General features: G+C 32.5%; 21 protein-coding genes. 4 read left to right on the top strand and 17 right to left on the bottom strand.

All coding sequences use genetic code 11. The features are described from left to right. Positions 1–2: 2 nt before the first annotated feature. From EBF09_RS04105 to ffh, 7 genes are all read right to left on the bottom strand, one after another. Entirely contained in the window at positions 3–767 is a 765-nt protein-coding gene (locus tag EBF09_RS04105) for an NAD+ synthase (protein ID WP_121763870.1), read from the bottom strand. A gap of 295 nt (positions 768–1,062) precedes the next feature. Next, a complete protein-coding gene (rplS, locus tag EBF09_RS04100; protein ID WP_121763869.1) occupies positions 1,063–1,419 on the bottom strand; it encodes a 50S ribosomal protein L19 in 357 nt (118 codons plus the stop codon). Next, complete coding sequence (gene trmD / locus EBF09_RS04095; protein WP_121763868.1) at positions 1,416–2,108, bottom strand: tRNA (guanosine(37)-N1)-methyltransferase TrmD; 693 nt, start codon at positions 2,106–2,108, stop codon at positions 1,416–1,418. Before trmD ends, rplS begins: the two co-directional genes overlap by 4 nt. After that, entirely contained in the window at positions 2,109–2,657 is a 549-nt protein-coding gene (gene rimM, locus EBF09_RS04090; protein ID WP_121763867.1) for a ribosome maturation factor RimM, read from the bottom strand. Then, positions 2,647–2,892 (bottom strand): KH domain-containing protein, encoded by a 246-nt coding sequence (locus EBF09_RS04085; protein ID WP_121763866.1) that lies wholly within the window; start codon positions 2,890–2,892, stop codon positions 2,647–2,649. Before EBF09_RS04085 ends, rimM begins: the two co-directional genes overlap by 11 nt. Beyond that, on the bottom strand, positions 2,892–3,119 hold the full coding sequence (gene rpsP, locus EBF09_RS04080; RefSeq protein WP_121763865.1) for a 30S ribosomal protein S16: 228 nt from the start codon (positions 3,117–3,119) through the stop codon (positions 2,892–2,894). Before rpsP ends, EBF09_RS04085 begins: the two co-directional genes overlap by 1 nt. 99 nt (positions 3,120–3,218) lie before the next feature. Then, entirely contained in the window at positions 3,219–4,559 is a 1,341-nt protein-coding gene (gene ffh, locus EBF09_RS04075) for a signal recognition particle protein (RefSeq protein ID WP_121763864.1), read from the bottom strand. Between the two features lie 231 nt (positions 4,560–4,790). On the opposite strand from ffh, the gene EBF09_RS04070 reads away from it, so the two are divergent. Then, complete coding sequence (locus tag EBF09_RS04070; protein WP_121763863.1) at positions 4,791–5,198, top strand: Fur family transcriptional regulator; 408 nt, start codon at positions 4,791–4,793, stop codon at positions 5,196–5,198. A gap of 15 nt (positions 5,199–5,213) precedes the next feature. Here EBF09_RS04070 and flgG read toward each other — a convergent pair whose 3' ends face one another. From flgG to EBF09_RS04035, 7 genes are all read right to left on the bottom strand, one after another. Beyond that, positions 5,214–5,999 carry a flagellar basal-body rod protein FlgG gene (gene flgG, locus EBF09_RS04065; RefSeq protein ID WP_121763862.1) on the bottom strand — a complete coding sequence of 262 codons (786 nt, stop codon included), beginning with the start codon at positions 5,997–5,999 and terminating at the stop codon, positions 5,214–5,216. Between the two features lie 14 nt (positions 6,000–6,013). Continuing rightward, the gene (locus EBF09_RS04060) at positions 6,014–6,847 is read right to left on the bottom strand and encodes a flagellar hook-basal body protein (RefSeq protein ID WP_121763861.1); all 834 of its coding nucleotides are present in this window, start codon (positions 6,845–6,847) and stop codon (positions 6,014–6,016) included. 62 nt (positions 6,848–6,909) lie between these two features. After that, positions 6,910–7,299, bottom strand: coding sequence for a NifB/NifX family molybdenum-iron cluster-binding protein (locus tag EBF09_RS04055; RefSeq protein WP_121763860.1), 390 nt, complete (start codon positions 7,297–7,299; stop codon positions 6,910–6,912). Then, positions 7,296–8,363 (bottom strand): hypothetical protein, encoded by a 1,068-nt coding sequence (locus tag EBF09_RS04050; RefSeq protein ID WP_121763859.1) that lies wholly within the window; start codon positions 8,361–8,363, stop codon positions 7,296–7,298. Before EBF09_RS04050 ends, EBF09_RS04055 begins: the two co-directional genes overlap by 4 nt. Before the next feature lie 14 nt (positions 8,364–8,377). Then, positions 8,378–10,342, bottom strand: coding sequence for a methionine--tRNA ligase (gene metG / locus EBF09_RS04045; protein ID WP_121763858.1), 1,965 nt, complete (start codon positions 10,340–10,342; stop codon positions 8,378–8,380). Then, on the bottom strand, positions 10,320–10,625 hold the full coding sequence (locus tag EBF09_RS09180) for a hypothetical protein (protein WP_198672533.1): 306 nt from the start codon (positions 10,623–10,625) through the stop codon (positions 10,320–10,322). Before EBF09_RS09180 ends, metG begins: the two co-directional genes overlap by 23 nt. After that, positions 10,609–11,460: a class 1 fructose-bisphosphatase gene (locus EBF09_RS04035; RefSeq protein WP_121763857.1), complete on the bottom strand. Its 852-nt coding sequence runs from the start codon at positions 11,458–11,460 to the stop codon at positions 10,609–10,611. The genes EBF09_RS09180 and EBF09_RS04035 overlap by 17 nt, the downstream gene beginning before the upstream one ends. Before the next feature lie 169 nt (positions 11,461–11,629). On the opposite strand from EBF09_RS04035, the gene rpe reads away from it, so the two are divergent. The 3 genes from rpe (at position 11,630) to EBF09_RS09325 (ending at position 13,316) form a co-directional block, all read left to right on the top strand. Then, positions 11,630–12,271: a ribulose-phosphate 3-epimerase gene (rpe, locus tag EBF09_RS04030; RefSeq protein WP_121763856.1), complete on the top strand. Its 642-nt coding sequence runs from the start codon at positions 11,630–11,632 to the stop codon at positions 12,269–12,271. A gap of 87 nt (positions 12,272–12,358) precedes the next feature. After that, positions 12,359–12,925 carry a hypothetical protein gene (locus tag EBF09_RS04025; RefSeq protein ID WP_121763855.1) on the top strand — a complete coding sequence of 189 codons (567 nt, stop codon included), beginning with the start codon at positions 12,359–12,361 and terminating at the stop codon, positions 12,923–12,925. Positions 12,926–13,076: 151 nt separating this feature from the next. After that, positions 13,077–13,316, top strand: a complete 240-nt coding sequence (locus EBF09_RS09325) for a hypothetical protein (protein WP_232817650.1) — start codon at positions 13,077–13,079, stop codon at positions 13,314–13,316. Positions 13,317–13,572: 256 nt separating this feature from the next. Here EBF09_RS09325 and EBF09_RS04015 read toward each other — a convergent pair whose 3' ends face one another. Genes EBF09_RS04015 through EBF09_RS04005 form a run of 3 tightly spaced genes read right to left on the bottom strand, consistent with a single transcriptional unit; the run spans position 13,573 to position 14,939 of the window. Continuing rightward, positions 13,573–14,319: a class I SAM-dependent methyltransferase gene (locus EBF09_RS04015; RefSeq protein WP_121763854.1), complete on the bottom strand. Its 747-nt coding sequence runs from the start codon at positions 14,317–14,319 to the stop codon at positions 13,573–13,575. Positions 14,320–14,336: 17 nt separating this feature from the next. Next, positions 14,337–14,705, bottom strand: a complete 369-nt coding sequence (locus EBF09_RS04010) for a hypothetical protein (RefSeq protein ID WP_121763853.1) — start codon at positions 14,703–14,705, stop codon at positions 14,337–14,339. A 39-nt stretch (positions 14,706–14,744) separates the two neighbouring features. Next, positions 14,745–14,939 carry a YqaE/Pmp3 family membrane protein gene (locus tag EBF09_RS04005; RefSeq protein ID WP_121763852.1) on the bottom strand — a complete coding sequence of 65 codons (195 nt, stop codon included), beginning with the start codon at positions 14,937–14,939 and terminating at the stop codon, positions 14,745–14,747. Positions 14,940–16,050: the final 1,111 nt, after the last annotated feature.

Below are 16,050 nucleotides of genomic sequence, written 5' to 3'. Positions count from 1 at the left end.
CTTTAAAATCTCGCTATAAGCGGCATTTCTTGTTTAAAGTGCATCTTTTGCATGCGCGTCTTAACAAACTCTAAGACCTCCTTAGAACAATCCTCTTTTAAAATAGCTTCTTCTTGCAAATCCTTTTCTAAAAGAAACATAACTTTATCAAGCTCTTCATAAGAATATCCAAGCTCTTTTTCATCGCTTTGTCCCTCGTATAAATCTGCACTAGGAGCTTTTTGCATAATACTTTGTGGCACTTCTAAATATTTTGCAAGAGAGTAAATCTCACTTTTATAAAAATCTCCAATAGGATTAATAGCACTCGCTAAATCCCCATAAATAGTGCCATATCCCAGTTTCAATTCACTTTTATTGCTCGTTCCAATCACCAATGCAGAGTTTGCAAAAGAATAATCATAAAGGCACACCATTCTAAGCCTTGCACTCAAATTTCCTATACGCATCAAAGAGGAATGGGGAATTTGTAAAGCATTCATAAAAGATTTTTGCATATCCTCTAAAAAAACAATATCATAAGGAATCCTAAATTCTTTGCAAAGCTCTTCTGCGTCCTTTACGCTACTTTTAGAAGAGCTAAAAGAAGGCATTAAAAGAGTATGTGTGGAGTTAGGAAAAGCTTTTTTACACAAAAGTGCTACTACTGCAGAATCTATTCCACCACTAAGTCCCAAAACAACCGATGAAAATCCCCTTTTTGTTACCTCATCGCGTAAAAATTCAACAAGTTTAGGAATAAGTGCCAAATAGTCTTTGCAAAACATTTTCTACCTTATAAAAAATCTTAAAAAATAAGATTATACCAAAAAATTCATTTTGATTTTATTGTTCTTAAAGATTTAAAATCAATCCTTAAAGAATGCCATCAGAGGTATTTGACTGCAATATCTATTTTATCACCAAAAAGTCAATCCAGATTAAATATTTTATGAATTTACTTAAAGTTTTACTCTATCTTATCCTATTTTCATAAGATATTTAATGCTTATAAAATAGATAAATATACTAGATAAACTTAAGAAGAAGATTAAATAAATGGCACTTAAAGTGCCTATGAAGTTATTTTCTAACTTCCTTAATTCTAGCAGATTTTCCGCTTCTTCCACGCAAATAATAAAGTTTTGCTCTACGCACACGACCTACTTTTAAAACCTTGATACTCTCAATGCTTTCAGAATAGATTGGGAAAATTCTCTCCACTCCAATACCATTTGCACCGATTTTTCTAATTGTGAAAGTTTTACCTGTGCCAACGCCTCTTACAGAGATACAAACACCTTCAAAATTTTGAATTCTTGTTTTATCGCCCTCAGAAATTCTAATACCTATTTTTAGAGTATCCCCTGCTTTAAAACTTGGTATCTCTTTGCCAGAAATTTGTGCATCTTCAAAATGCTGAATATACTTATTTCTCATTTGTTTAACCTTTTAGTTAGATAGAGGTCGGGTCTATGAAACTTAGTCTTTGCCTCTGCTACCTGTTTTTTAAAGTCGCAGATTATAGCGTGATTACCCTTTGAATATACTGAAGGCACAAAAAGTCCTTTAAATTCATAAGGTTTTACAAAATTAGGTGCTTCTAGCAAAGAATCTTCAAAACTCTCGCCCCTTAGCGAATCCATATTCCCTAAAACTCCCTTTAAATTCCTAGAGATACTATCGCACAAACAAAGTGCAGCTAGTTCTCCACCTGTCATCACAAAATCTCCTATGCTAAAAACCTCACTAGCATACAACTCAATAAGGCGTTCATCAAAACCCTCATAACGCCCGCATACAAAAATAATATTTTCTTTAAGAGCAAGGCGTCTAGAATCCTTGTGATTAAATTGTTTAGCACAAGGGGTTAAAAAAACAATATGGCTTTTGGGTTCTTTTTGTAACAAAAACTCCAAACAATCACCAATACTTTGTGGCTCTAACAACAAACCAGCTCCACCGCCTACTTGATAATCATCCACTTTAGAGTATTTATTTTTACTAAATGAGCGAGGATTTACAAAAGAAATCTCAATAAACCCTTTTGCAATCGCACGAGAAATAATAGAATCACTAAAATAAGAACGCATTAAATCAGGAAACAATGTTACAAAAGTAAATTTCATCTAACTATTCTCTAAAATATCTTTGCAAAAACGCGTATAGATTTCTTTTAGCCCTTCTTTTTCTAAAACTTCTATAATAAAACGCTCCATAAAAGGAATGATAAAAAAATTTGGCATTTTTAGTTCTTGCAATTCTTTAGAAGTGCAAACTCTTAAAAAATCACTTGTCCCCATACGCTCAATATCTTCTACACTCCCTAAAACTTCACCTTGCTCAATCACCCTAGCACCTATTAAATCAAACCAAAAAAACTCTCCCTCTTCTAATTTACAAGTCTTTTTTGTCTGTGCTTGTGTGCTATAAAGAATACAATTTGTAAGCTTTTTTGCATCATTTTGTGAATCTATACCCACAAATTTTACTAAAGATCGCTTAATATTATAGCTTTCTACAAATAATTCCTCGCCCTTTTGTGTATAATAAACCCCATCTTTTTGAATGCTTTCTGGAAAGTCGCTCATTAGATGAAGCAACAACTCTCCCTTTAGTCCAACACTCCGACCGATTTTAGCTACACTCACCCAATTTTTTGGGACTTCATATTTCATAAGGTTTCACAACTACACGATAAGTGCTACCATCTTTTGCCTTAGCTCCTGAAATCAAAGTTTTCAAAGAGCCAATCATCTTGCCATCTTTACCAATAAGACGCCCAATATCTTGCGTAGATGAATAAATTTGTATTTCATAAAAATTCACATCAAGTTGCACCTTGCTTACTTGTATTTTTTCAGGCTCTAGTGCAATTTTTTTGACATACTTTTCTATAAAAACCTCTACCATTATTTTGTAATTGCTTTAACCCTTTCACTCATTTTAGCACCTACACTTGTCCAATACTTCAAGCGTTCTGCATCAAACTTCACCACAGAAGGTTCTGCTAAAGGATTGTAAAAACCAATTGCTTCAATCCAACCACCATCTCTTTTTTTTCTACTATCTGTAACTACAATTCTATAAAAAGGCTTCTTCTTGCGTCCCATTTTTGTTAGGCGAATAACAGTTGCCATAAAAACTCCTAAAAATTAAAAATTAATTCACAGAAATAAATCTGTCTAAAAAAGATAGCATATATCTTCTTTAGACAAATCTATCTCTAAAGAGGGATACTACATTTTAAGTTTCCCCATTCTAGCTTCTTTCATAAGCCCCATCAAATCACCCATACCGCCTTTATTAGAAAATCTTTTTGCCATTTTAGCAGCATTTTCAAATTGTTTTAAAAAGCGATTCACATCACTCACATCAAGCCCAGCTCCCATTGCAATCCTCTTTTTGCGACTTCCATTCAAAAGACTAGGCTCTTCCCTCTCTTTTTGTGTCATAGAAGAAACCATCGCCCTTATTTGCTTAATCTCTTTAGAATTATCTAAATCTACATCTTTTAACGCACCCGCCATATTAGATAAACCCGGTATCATAGACATAATAGACTGCATAGAGCCAATCTTTTTTAAATTATCTAATTGTGCGACAAAATCATTAAGAGTGAATTTACCCTTTTTAATCTTTTTGGAAAGATCCTTTGCCTCTTTATCAGAAATTACCGCAGCAGTTTTCTCAGCTAATGAGTGAATATCTCCTGCGCCCATAAGTCTGCTTACGATTCTATCTGGGATAAACACCTCTAAATCAGGGATTTTTTCTCCCACACCAATAAAACGCAAAGGAATACCAATTTGATGTGCGATAGACAAGGCAATTCCCCCCTTACTATCCCCATCAAACTTGCTTAAAATCACACCATTTAAGTGAATTTGCTCATGAAAAGTTTGCGCACTTCTTACACCATCTTGACCACTTAAGCTATCCACTACATAAAAAACTTCATGAGGATTCACACTTGCTTTAATCTCTTTTAATTCATTCATAAGTGCTTCATCAATAGCAAGCCTTCCTGCACTATCTATTAAAAGCACATCATACAACCCACTTATTGCAAGCTCTTTTGCTTCTTTTGCAATCTGCATAGGGGTTTTATTTTCTTGATGATAAAAATCCACCCCCACTTGCAAACTAAGCTGTCTTAACTGCTCTACTGCTGCTAATCTTTGTAAATCACAAGCGGCAAGTAAAACCTTTTTTTGCTTACCTTTTAGATAATATGCAAGTTTTGCTGTTGTTGTAGTTTTACCACTTCCTTGCAAACCTGCCATTAAGATGATTGTTGGAGGCTTTGGAGCAAAAATAAAACCATAATTTCCTGAAATTTCTAAAATAGAATGTAAAGATTCTTTTAAGGCTTGTAAAAAACTTTCTTTTCCAATACCTGCTAATTTTGTTTTTTGTTCCACAGAAGATAAAAGCTCTTTTAAAACCTTATAATGCACATCGGATTTTAAAAGGGATTTTTTAAGTTCATCTAATGCCCTTTTTAACGCTTTTTCATCATCTTGAAAGCGTATTTTACTAATCACACTTTGAAAACTTTCTGTAATACTACCAAACAAAATTTATTCCTTACATTTTTTCTTAAAAATTATACTTTTACTAATGAAATTTGCAATTTTAAAATATTAGAGCTTTAATCGTTATAAAAACAATTATTTTCTTTGTATTTTAACATAAATTTTAGATTATTATCGGATAATTTTTATTGACAAAGAAAAATAATTATAGTAGCATTCAAGTTTATAATCAATAATTTTGGCTTAAATTTTTAAGGCAGAAAGGAGAAATTTATGCATTTTAAAGAAATCTTAAAAGAAAATAATTTAAAAGTTACACCCCAAAGAATGGCAATTTTAAAAGAAATTGAAAGAAATGGGCATATTAGCATTGAAGAAATCTATGAAAACATTAAAGAAAACCACCCCTCTATGTCTTTGGCAACTATTTATAAGAATCTAACCTCCATGCAAGAAGCCAAAATCATAGACGAGGTAAAGCTACCCAACCAAAAACAACGCTATGAACTCATAAAACAACCCCATATCCATTTAGTATGTGAGCGTTGTGGAGATATTAAAGATATACATTTAGATAGAGCTATCAAGGATTTAAAAGAAAGTTGCGAAAAAGAAACAAATTATAAGATAGAAGACAGCTCCATTGCACTTCTTGGTATCTGCCCTAACTGCAAAGCCTAACTAGGCTTTAGCTTCTTAGTTACGCTTTAATTGATTTACGGTTTGCAGCATTGAATCTGCTGTTTGAATAGACTTTGAATTAGCTTCATAGGCTCTTTGTCCCACGATTAAGTCTGTCATCTCTTCTACAAGCTTCACATTGCTTGTTTCAATAAAACCTTGTCTTAATTGTCCAAAGCCATTCAATCCTGGAGTTCCTATAATTGGATCTCCTGAAGCATTTGTGTTTAGATAAAGGTTATCTCCAAGTGCATGCAAACCACCCGGATTTATAAAATTTACAATTTCAATTTGCCCTAGCTCTGTCGTATCATTTCCTTGCACCACAGTAACTGTACCATCTGTTCCCACATTAAATTCTGTAAAATCGTCTGGAACGGTAATGTTTGGCACCAAAAGATAGCCTTGTGAATTTACCACATTCCCCTCATCATCGCGTTTAAAAGAACCATCACGCGTATAAGCGATTGTCCCATCTGGCATTTCTATTTGAAAAAATCCATTTCCAGTAATTGCAATATCAAAGTTATTTTCTGTTTCTTTAAAGTTTCCTTGTCCAAAAAGCTTTTGCACCGAAGTTGGACGCACACCAAGCCCCACTTCGATTCCTGTTGGCGATAAAGTAGTCTCACTTGTGCTAGAACCTGCATACTGCAAAACCTGATGGAATAAATCTGCAAATTCTGCCCTCTCTTTTCTATATCCAAAAGTATTTACATTTGAAATATTGTTTGAAGTAACATCAATTTGTAATTGCTGTCCTAACATTCCTGTTGTTGCTGTATAAAGTGCTCTCATCATAGTTCAATCCTTTGTTATGCTTTTGCTGCTAATTTTGTAATTGCATCTGTATTTAGCTCATCCATATGGGTTTTAAGAACCTTAGAATAAGCCTCCACTAGCCTATTTGTTTCAATCAATCCACTCATTTCGTAAACAACATTAATATTGCTTTTTTCTAAAAATCCTTGCCTTACAGAGCCACTTTGCTCTAGCATTTCTCGCTCATTTAAGCGCTCTTTTGGATAAGTGTATAAATTATTTCCTATCTTTTTTAAATATTTTGGATTTTCAAAAGAAACTACTGCTAAGTTAGAAGTCAAAATCGTTTCATTCATTTCTTCATTGTTTAAAGAGCGGTTGTAGATATTTCCATTTGTATCCACTTCTACTTGGAATCCATCTACAAATTCAATATATTGAGGCGCATCTGCATATTCTCGTGGCAAAACTGGAAATCCCTCTTTTGTAACAAGTCTTCCTTCTTCATTTAAAATAAATGAGCCATCACGCGTATAAGCTATGCCATCTGGAGTTTCCACCATAAAAAACGCATTTTCTCTTGAAAGTGCAAAATCAAAAGTATTGTCTGTTTGCATCATTCCGCCTACGCTTCTATCAGTATACTCCTCTACAATCTGTGGAACGCGGTTTAAGGAACGGTTATAAAACTTTGCTGCTTCTTTAGTCTGATCATCAATTGGAAGAAAATCTTTTTTTTGCTCATAAAGACGCAAAAAATCGCCAATCACAACTTCATCACGTTTAAAGCCTGTTGTGTTTGCGTTTGCAATATTGTTTGAAATCACATCTAAGCGGTTAATCTGTGTTGCCATACCGCCTACTGCACTAAAATATCCACCTTGCATTTTTTGCCTTTTAGTTAATTTCTAAAGACAAAAAAGCAAAAGGTGTTCCAACTATTTATATTCTAAGAAAGACGCATAGAAGCAAAAGAATCTTTTGCAAAAATTGCATTTGGAGCGATTTTGCAAACTTTAATCCCACATTCATTAAAGACTTTTGCAGTATTTTTACAAGCCATTTTTACAAGCACAACCTCACAATCTTTAATAATCTCTCCTAAAACATCATGCTCTTTTTTATGAGCAATCTGCTCTTCTTCACTCATATCTTCATCTTTATGAGAGCAACCCTTATTTGCATGAATATTTGCTCTTGGATTCTCTCTAAGCTCTAAAAAATCAATCTTTTTAAACATACCCTCACCCTTTTGTGTAAAAACCGCAAAATAAGGTGTGTGTCCTGTATTTTCAAAGATTTTTAGATTCTCATCATAAACTGGAACTGCTATTTTCATTCTTTTTCCTCATTAAAAAATTCAAATAAATCGGTTTGCTTTTCATTATGTATGTAGTGTTCTTCTAAAATTTTAGAATCCACACCTAAAATAATAGCAAAATTATATTTTTCAGAGGCTAATTTATTAAATAATTCTTCTTTATTATAGAAAAAACGCATATCCACATAAGGTTTAAAGATTTCTTTGTATGGATTAGGGACGAAAAAAAGTAGTCTAGCCCATTTTGCATAAAGATTAAAATAAGCCAAAAATTGCTCATAAAGCTTCAAGTCTTCTGTGGCGATTAAAACTTGATTTGTGCTTCCAAATGCAGCCAAAAAGCCTTTATTATCCACATATAGAGGTTTAAAATTAGAAAGCATTGCAATATTTTCTAGCTTCACCTCCAAAGAATAGCTTTCTGCTAAACTCAAAACTTTAGCAAAACTTTGAATAAAAAGCTTTGGAATGGGGATTGTGTATTCTAAACTTTGTGTATGCCCATAAAGAATCTTCATGCTAAAAAGAGAGTAAGAAATAAGCTTAAAAGAATATTCCTCCTCACTTAATTTAATTTTATCTAAAATATGCACTTCTTTAACCACCTCATAAAGGCGTTCATTTGTGTTTTTATAAAAAATATGGCTCGATTCGCCCTTAATCACCTTTTGGATAAGTTGCACTAAAGATCCATTCACACAAGCATAATTCTTTTTATTCACCAAAATAGAATCTAATATTTCGTATTCATCAAGTTTTAATGCAAAAAACAAAATATTATTAATCATTATATAATGGCGCAAAATTCGCAAAAGAGAAAATTCTATATCCTCTACGCTAATCCAAGCTACCTCTTCATCTTTCATAGCAAAATTTCCGCTAAACAAGATTCCAAATGCACCTTTTTGGATTGCCTCTTGAATCTCTTTTTCATCATATGCTATAAAAAGCATTCCTTCTCTTACCTCCAAAAGATTATCGCAAATATTTGTAAAATAAGAAATGCTTGGCTGATTTAATAGCGTCCCATACGCAATTTCAACAATCTCATTTACACCCATTTCTATTGTTTTCTTCTTCACCAAATCTCCCTTATTTAGCTAATTTTAGAACCCACTTTTTTAAATTTTTGCGGAACTATCAAAGACAATCCCTCCTCATCTTTAGAAGCCAAAATCATTCCCTCGCTTAGCTCACCCATAAGCTTAGCGGGTTTTAGATTAGCCAAAACACATACTTGCTTGCCTATCAACTCTTCTTTTTTATAATAGGCTTTAATCCCTGCTAAAATCTGTCTAGGACGCTCTTCTCCTAAATTAACTTTTAGCTTTAAAAGTTTATCACTTTTTGCAATTTCTTCTACTTCTTTGATTTCTCCAACTTTAATCTGTGCTTTGAAAAAATCCTCAACACCAATAGGATTTTCAATCTCTAATGGAGGTAATTTCGCCTCTTGTTTTTTTGGTTTTTCTTCTTTTTTTATCTCTTCTTCTGGCATTTCAAATTTTGGAAAAAGCACATCTTTTGGCTTCAAATGCACATTTGTCAAAAGAGTGTCTTTATAGATTAATTCTAAATAATTCTTAGAATCTGCTTCTTTTTCAAATACATCTAAAATCTCTTTTGCAGCTTTTGGCATAAAAGGACTTAGCATAATAGCACTCTTGCATAGCACATTAGATACAAATAATAAAAGTGCCTTTACCTCATCTTCTTTGTTTTCCTTAATAAGCTTCCAAGGCTCTTTTTTGGCAATCATCGTATTTGCTAGAGCAAAGATTTTCCACAACTCTTCTAAAAATTTATGAATTTGTAAAGTATCTAAAAGCCCTTCTAAGCTTTTAAGAATCATTTGAACTTTTTTTAGCTCTTCTTTAAATTCTCTTTTTAAAATCTCCTCGCTAAGCTCTAAATGAAAATTAAAATATTTTTCTCCCATTCCTAAAAGCCTATTTAAAAGATTCCCAAGATCATTAGATAAATCTGCATTAATCCGCTCTATTAAAGCTTTTTGTGAAAAATCGCCATCTTGCCCAAAAGGAACTTCACGCAAAATAAAATATCTAAAAGCATCTTCCCCATAAGTTTCTACAACTTCTTTTGGATCGATTACATTTCCGATGCTTTTGCTCATCTTTTGCCCCTCTTTTGTCCACCATCCATGCACTCCAATATGCTTTGGTAAAGGTTCTCCAAGACTCATTAAAAACGCAGGCCAATACACCGCATGGAATCTTAAAATATCCTTACCTACAATATGATAGCTTGCAGGCCAAAAATCTTTATAAGCACTTTTTTCATTATTTCCATAACCTGTGGCACTTAGATAGTTCATCAAAGCATCTAGCCACACATACATCACATGCTTTGCATTTGTGCTATCTTTCTCTATTAATTTTTGTGGTAGTTTCACTCCCCAATCAAAGCTTGTTCTAGTGATAGAAAGATCGTTTAATCCCGCTTTTACAAAATTAATCACTTCATTTCTTTTATTTTTTGGCAAAATGCAGTCTGGATTCTCTTCATACCATTTTAAAAGCTTCTCTTCATAGGCACTAAGCTTAAAAAAATAGCTCTCCTCTTTTAAAAGTGTAGTTTCTTTTTTACAATCTGGGCAACATTTATCATTTACAAGTTGCGTTTGTGTGAAAAATGCCTCACAAGAAATACAATAATTCCCCTCATATTCACTTTTATAAATATCCCCTTTTTCATACATTTTCAAAAAAGCTTCTTGAACAGATTTTATATGAAAATCATCTGTTGTGCGGATAAAAATATCATAACTTATCCCAAGACTATCCCACAAATCTTTAAAGCGTTTTGAAATCTCATCTACATAGGTTTTAGGCTCTTTTTGGTGCTTGTGTGCTGATTGTTCTATCTTTTGCCCATGCTCATCACTTCCGGTTAAAAAATAAACCTCTTCTCCTTTTAAGCGATGGTATCTTGCAAGAGAATCTACGATAATTGTCGTATAAGCATGCCCAATATGTGGCACATCATTCACATAATAAATAGGTGTTGTAATATAAAACTTAGAATTCAAAACTCCCTCCATTTCCTTTATTCATACTCAAATACACATCTTCTACATAGCTAAGTCGCAAAGGGCATTCTAGCATTTCTTTGCACTGCATACAACTAGAATATTGATGTTTTATTTGACATTCTTGCAATTCTTGCGTCTTTAAAGCTAAATGAGTATTGATAGCTTCCACACATTCACTTTGCAAATCACACTTTCCATACTTTTTGCAAAAGCCACAACTGCTCACATCATACTTTCTTTGACACTCTTTAAGCTCTTTTAAAATCTGTGTTAAATCAATGGTTTCTGACATATTCTATCTCTTCTTTACTACCAAAAAAACAAGGCGTTGTATCATGCAAATGCTCCACTTCTAATTCCAAAAGCCTTTTTTTGCCATCAATTGCCTCTCCACCTGCTCTCTCATAAATAAATGCAAAAGGAAAAACCTCAAACAACTTTCTTAGCTTACCTTTTTTAGCATCTTGCGTGCTAGGATAAGAGAAAAGTCCCCCACCTTTTACTAAAATATGATGTAAATCAGGCACCATTCCTCCGCTATAACGCAAACGATAGCCTTTATCAAAAAGGCTTTGAATAAGCTTTCTATGAGATTCGCTCCAATTTGCTTGTGTGCCACCTGTGGCGTTTAATTTGCCTTTTTCTTTTAGCATTAAAGTTTTTTGCAAAGCAAACTCTTTGCCATTAAACACATAATAATCCACACCCCCTTTTAAAACACTTGCAAAACCTAGTCCAATCACCATACCATACACCACATAAGCAGCACCCACTAGATTTTGTGGTAAAAAATCCCCTTTATAGATTCCAAAAATACTTCCCACACTTAAATTTGCTCCCATTAATGAAGAACCATCTAGCGGATCATAAGCAATGCTATAAATCCCTTCTTTATGAAGTTCTATTGCATTTTCTTGCTCTTCTGAACAAATTTGCTTCACACATTTTACTTCTTTAAAAATCTCTTGCAAAATTAAATCTGCGCTAATATCTGCTTCTAATTGCAAATCCCCTGTTTGATTCTTGCTTGTCGCATACTCTCCCATACTTGCTTTTAAAACCTCATAAATAGGCAGGGTAGCTCGCTTAAAAGCGGATAATATTTCTTCTAGTTCTTGTTCTATCATTATCTTAGAAAACTCCATTGATTAAATTTTATTATTTAATTAATTCTTCTTAATACTTAAATACTTTTGCATTATAGCTTAAAAAAATTTTTTTATGGCTTATTAACGCTATTTTTTATCGCTTTTTTGATAAAATAAATCATATTTTTAATTTTTAAAAAGGATTTATATGTTAGTAGCACCCAGTATTCTTTCTGCAAACTTTGGAAAATTACAAGAAGAGATCACACAAATTTGCCAAGCAGGATGTGATTTAATCCATATTGATGTTATGGATGGACATTTTGTCCCAAATCTCACCTTTGGAACTCCTATATTAAAATCCATAGAAAAATACGCTACTAAACCCTTTGATATACATTTAATGGTGGAAAATAACTCTTTTTTTGTGGATTTATTTGCACCTTTTAAGCCTAAATACATTTCTTTTCACATAGAAGAAGAAAAGCACGCCAATCGCCTTGTGCAAAAAATCCGCTCTTATGGCATCTCCCCTGCTATTGCTATTAATCCTCATAGTGATTTAAATGCACTCAATTACCTTTTAGAATACATTGATATGGTGCTTATTATGAGTGTAAATCCGGGCTTTGGGGGGCAGAAGTTTATCCCAAACACTCTAGAAAAAATCAAATCTTTAAAACAAATGTGTCAAAAACTAAATCCAAATTGCTTAATAGAAGTAGATGGTGGAGTTTGTAAAGACAATATCTCCACCCTTAAAGAATGTGGCGTGGATATTGCAGTAGCAGGGAGCTATATTTTTAGCGGAGATTATAAAGAAAGAATAGATTCTTTAAAAAATTGCTAAAAATTATAAAATTTTATAAACTTCATAAAAAATTCACAATTTTGTATTAAAATTCTAGCTTCAATTTTCACACATAAGGAGTCTAAAATGACAAAAACATTTCGTAACATCCACATTTACCTTAGCTTGTTTTTCCTGCCTGTTGCACTTATTTATGCAATTACAGGAATTTTCTATATTAGCGGATTTGATCAAGATAGTGGAGCAAAGCTAAACACCTACACCCACAAAGTCCAAGCCACTGCAAATATTAATGAAGCAGATATTTTAACAAACTATCTAAAAGAAAATAATATAGCGCTCCCAAAAGCTACCGAACCCAAAATGGATAAAAAAAGTGGTGCATTAACCATAGGAAGTGTGCATTATGCGGCAAGCATCAAAAAAGTAGAAGAAACTAACAATACCATCACTTATAGCATTACCACAAAAGAACGCTCAATTTTAGGGGATTTAATTATGCTTCATAAATCAAAAGGTGCATGGTATTTTAACATTCTTGCAATCGGTTTTGGAATCACTTTAATCTTGCTTTATGCAAGTGGGCTTATGATTACACTTTTTGCCAACAAGAAAAAAAGAGGGATTCAATATGCCACTATTTTAGCAGGCTTGATTGCAACGATAGTTTTAGGCTGTATGAGCGTGCTATAATCTTAATAAAATCTTCGTATTTTATCCATCATTTCTCCATTAATTTCCTTTATAATTTACCAAATTTTATAAAGGAAATCAAAATGACAAAAACATTTCGTAATATCCACATTTACCTTAGCTTAGCTTATTTTTCTTGCCTTTAGCATTTATGTATGCAATTACTGGAATTCTTTACATTAGCGGTTTTGATAGAAATAGTGGAGCAACTCTCCAAACTTTTAGTATCCACCAAAATATTCAAAAAGGTAAAGAGATTGATTTTTTAAAAGATTTTTTATCTACTAACATAATAAATTTCAACCACACAAAAGAATTCAAGCTAAAATCTGATGCAGACGAGAAAGATTTCTATTCCATAGGCACAATCGCAAAACTAGCTACTTTGTAAAAAATATCTAACAATCTTTATACAATCACAATCATAAATCGCTCCATTATAGGAAGCATTATACTCTTACATGAAGCACAAGGAAAATGGCATTTTAATACTCTTGCAATCGGTTTTGGAATCACTTTAATCTTGCTTTATGCAAGTGGGCTTATGATTACACTTTTTGCTAGTAAGAAAAAAAAAGAGGGATTCAATATGCCACTATTTTAGCAGGTTTTATTATCATAATGCTTTGTGGATATATTAGCATTTATCATTGATGCTTAGCAATAAATGCTAAGCCGATTTCTCTCTCTTCTTCATAAACAACCTTCCCTTCTTTTGCTAAAGCCTTCACATAATCTTCTATAAGATTCTTATTTGCCTCGCCCCCATGCACCCTAATGGCAAATTCCGCATCTAAAATTGCCTTTTGTATATCTTTTGTATGCCTAAAATTAGACTGCTTATAGACAAAGGGAGGAGTTTTTACTCCTAATTCTTCTAGCCAAGAAAGCACATTAGGAAGCCCCACGGGCAATTCTAAATTTAACCCATGCTCTTTTAAGATTCCTTCTAAAAAGCTTGATTTTCTAACTCTCCCCCAACCCACATAGCATAAACCAAAACTATAACTTTCTAATGCTTTTAGAAAATTTTTCTTGTTATTAAGTGCGGGTGTCATGGAAGCAAAGGCAATATCAAAAGGTTTTTCTATCACAAAATCTTCCCAAGTGCTAATTTTAGTTTTTATATTAAAAAAGTCCATTTTTTTAGCATCTTCTTGTAAAGCTTCTATCATGGCAGAAGAAATATCAAGCCCCAAAATCTCTTTGGCTTCTTTAGCAAGCTCTAAAGAAAATCTTCCATTCCCACAACCAATATCAAGGATTGTTTTATCCTTAAAATCCACCCCACAATCCCTAAAAAATTGCAAAATCTCTAAATTATCTTTTTGCCCCTCTTTATAGCGAGGAAAATTCTTTGCTTTTAGATTCCATGCTTGTTTTATCTCTTCCATACAAACCCCTTTAAGCTTTAAAATTCATCTTTAATATCAAAAAATCCTTCATCTTTTTTGCTAATTTTCCTTAATGGCATAAAATAACTTGCAAACACCCTATAAGCTACCATCACTACACATAAAAACCCTATAAAACTAGAAGTAGCAAAGTTTGCCCCAAACACAAATTCAAGCAAAATCTTCACCACAATAATCCCAATAACCATCGCCGCATTCATGGGTAACAATCCATCAAAAAATGAAGTTTTATACTTAGATTTATAGCGTGTTTTGCAATTTTTACACTCAATAATCCCACCCTCTACAAAGGATTGAAATACTGAGAGAGTTTCACTTTTATCTATCTCTTGCCCACACACTTCACATTTTTCGCTAAATGCCATTTAAACTCCTTAAAGACTTCAATTTTATAAAAATTTTATTTATTCTTTATTTTTTAGGGCTTCTTGTATTTTTTTATCAGTTTTGTATTGACCTAGTGCATAAACAGCCCAAATTACTGCGGGCAACCATCCTATTAAAGTAACTTGAAGTATCAAGCAAATAATCCCAGCTATGGGACGCCCTATAGTAAAAAATACAGCAAAAGGCAGTAAAATCGCAAGTAAAAGTCTCATTTTCTTCCTCGTATATGTTCTAAATATAATTAGAGATATATTATACCAACAATTCGTAGCATTAATAAAAACTTCGTATAAAATTACATATCTACTTATTTATCCAAAAATAACAAATCAAGTATACTCTTTAGACTACTCCACACAAATGCTTCGCATTTACTCACAGCGACACCCCTCTACCCATCATTGAAATATTCAGCCTTTAGAGACATTGTCAAAGTTTTTTCAAACTTTTGCTATAATTTAGGCTTTTATTCAATCTTATTTGACTCATCTCTTATACATTAGTAGTCTCTATCTTTTCACTTTTCACACAAACTCTCTAAAGCTACTTTATCATTCAAGAGACACAAAGAAGTATCCAAACCAAATAATCATCAATAAAGGATAAGACAAAAAACAAATCAAGCAAAAAACTAAACAATCAATTCTAATATACAAGCACTTAAAAACGCTCAACAAGAATACAATTAAATACTCTAAAAACAAGAACAATAAAATCTTATTAATCACTCCATTAACAAACCTTTTAAACCTCTTAATACAAATACCCCCCTAATAAAACCTATAAACCTTATAAAAAATAAACCCAAATAAAATACAAAAACACATTCACAAAGAATTAACTCAAACAAACCTCTTAACACTACACTTTTAAATCATTTTCTATCACTTTAATTTTTTACATTATTTATAATACCAAGCTTACAAAAAAAACAAACCATACAATCGAATAATAACCACTAAATTACAAGCAAAATATGAATTATAAAAATAAGCAATGATTGTTAATATTGATAATAGTATTTTTATAAAATCCATTTAACAACACAATCATTTTAAATAAAGCAAACACACATTCTATAAATCCCCCGATTAACCCACAAACACTCTACACACCCATCCATTCCCATAAAAAAGACAAATACCCTATAATACAGATAAATTGTTTTATTATAGACTAATTTACTTAATATTTTTGACTACAAAATATTTATCTTTTAAATTAATCATTACTTTTTAAGCATTATCCCAATTATAACGAGCACAACAAATAAACAATAACACTAAACCCACAAACACTAAATATAAAAATACAATAATAAGA

The organism is Helicobacter burdigaliensis (assembly GCF_003670295.1).
Lineage (GTDB): Bacteria > Campylobacterota > Campylobacteria > Campylobacterales > Helicobacteraceae > Helicobacter_D > Helicobacter_D burdigaliensis.
Note: the sequence above shows the minus strand (reverse complement) of the source record. Positions and strands in the feature narration are given on the sequence as shown.

Excerpts from the sequence above, each read along its gene's own strand:
- EBF09_RS04010 (WP_121763853.1), bottom strand. The coding sequence starts at position 14,705 with ATGGCATTTAGCGAAAAATGTGAAGTGTGTGGGCAAGAGATAGATAAA.
- rpsP (WP_121763865.1), bottom strand. The coding sequence starts at position 3,119 with ATGGCAACTGTTATTCGCCTAACAAAAATGGGACGCAAGAAGAAGCCT.
- rplS (WP_121763869.1), bottom strand. The coding sequence starts at position 1,419 with ATGAGAAATAAGTATATTCAGCATTTTGAAGATGCACAAATTTCTGGC.
- EBF09_RS04105 (WP_121763870.1), bottom strand. The coding sequence starts at position 767 with ATGTTTTGCAAAGACTATTTGGCACTTATTCCTAAACTTGTTGAATTT.
- EBF09_RS04085 (WP_121763866.1), bottom strand. The coding sequence starts at position 2,892 with ATGGTAGAGGTTTTTATAGAAAAGTATGTCAAAAAAATTGCACTAGAG.
- EBF09_RS04005 (WP_121763852.1), bottom strand. The coding sequence starts at position 14,939 with ATGAGACTTTTACTTGCGATTTTACTGCCTTTTGCTGTATTTTTTACT.
- rpe (WP_121763856.1), top strand. The coding sequence starts at position 11,630 with ATGTTAGTAGCACCCAGTATTCTTTCTGCAAACTTTGGAAAATTACAA.
- flgG (WP_121763862.1), bottom strand. The coding sequence starts at position 5,999 with ATGATGAGAGCACTTTATACAGCAACAACAGGAATGTTAGGACAGCAA.
- EBF09_RS04060 (WP_121763861.1), bottom strand. The coding sequence starts at position 6,847 with ATGCAAGGTGGATATTTTAGTGCAGTAGGCGGTATGGCAACACAGATT.
- EBF09_RS04055 (WP_121763860.1), bottom strand. The coding sequence starts at position 7,299 with ATGAAAATAGCAGTTCCAGTTTATGATGAGAATCTAAAAATCTTTGAA.
- EBF09_RS04070 (WP_121763863.1), top strand. The coding sequence starts at position 4,791 with ATGCATTTTAAAGAAATCTTAAAAGAAAATAATTTAAAAGTTACACCC.
- rimM (WP_121763867.1), bottom strand. The coding sequence starts at position 2,657 with ATGAAATATGAAGTCCCAAAAAATTGGGTGAGTGTAGCTAAAATCGGT.
- trmD (WP_121763868.1), bottom strand. The coding sequence starts at position 2,108 with ATGAAATTTACTTTTGTAACATTGTTTCCTGATTTAATGCGTTCTTAT.
- EBF09_RS09180 (WP_198672533.1), bottom strand. The coding sequence starts at position 10,625 with ATGTCAGAAACCATTGATTTAACACAGATTTTAAAAGAGCTTAAAGAG.
- metG (WP_121763858.1), bottom strand. The coding sequence starts at position 10,342 with ATGGAGGGAGTTTTGAATTCTAAGTTTTATATTACAACACCTATTTAT.
- EBF09_RS04025 (WP_121763855.1), top strand. The coding sequence starts at position 12,359 with ATGACAAAAACATTTCGTAACATCCACATTTACCTTAGCTTGTTTTTC.
- EBF09_RS04015 (WP_121763854.1), bottom strand. The coding sequence starts at position 14,319 with ATGGAAGAGATAAAACAAGCATGGAATCTAAAAGCAAAGAATTTTCCT.
- EBF09_RS04035 (WP_121763857.1), bottom strand. The coding sequence starts at position 11,460 with ATGATAGAACAAGAACTAGAAGAAATATTATCCGCTTTTAAGCGAGCT.
- EBF09_RS09325 (WP_232817650.1), top strand. The coding sequence starts at position 13,077 with ATGTATGCAATTACTGGAATTCTTTACATTAGCGGTTTTGATAGAAAT.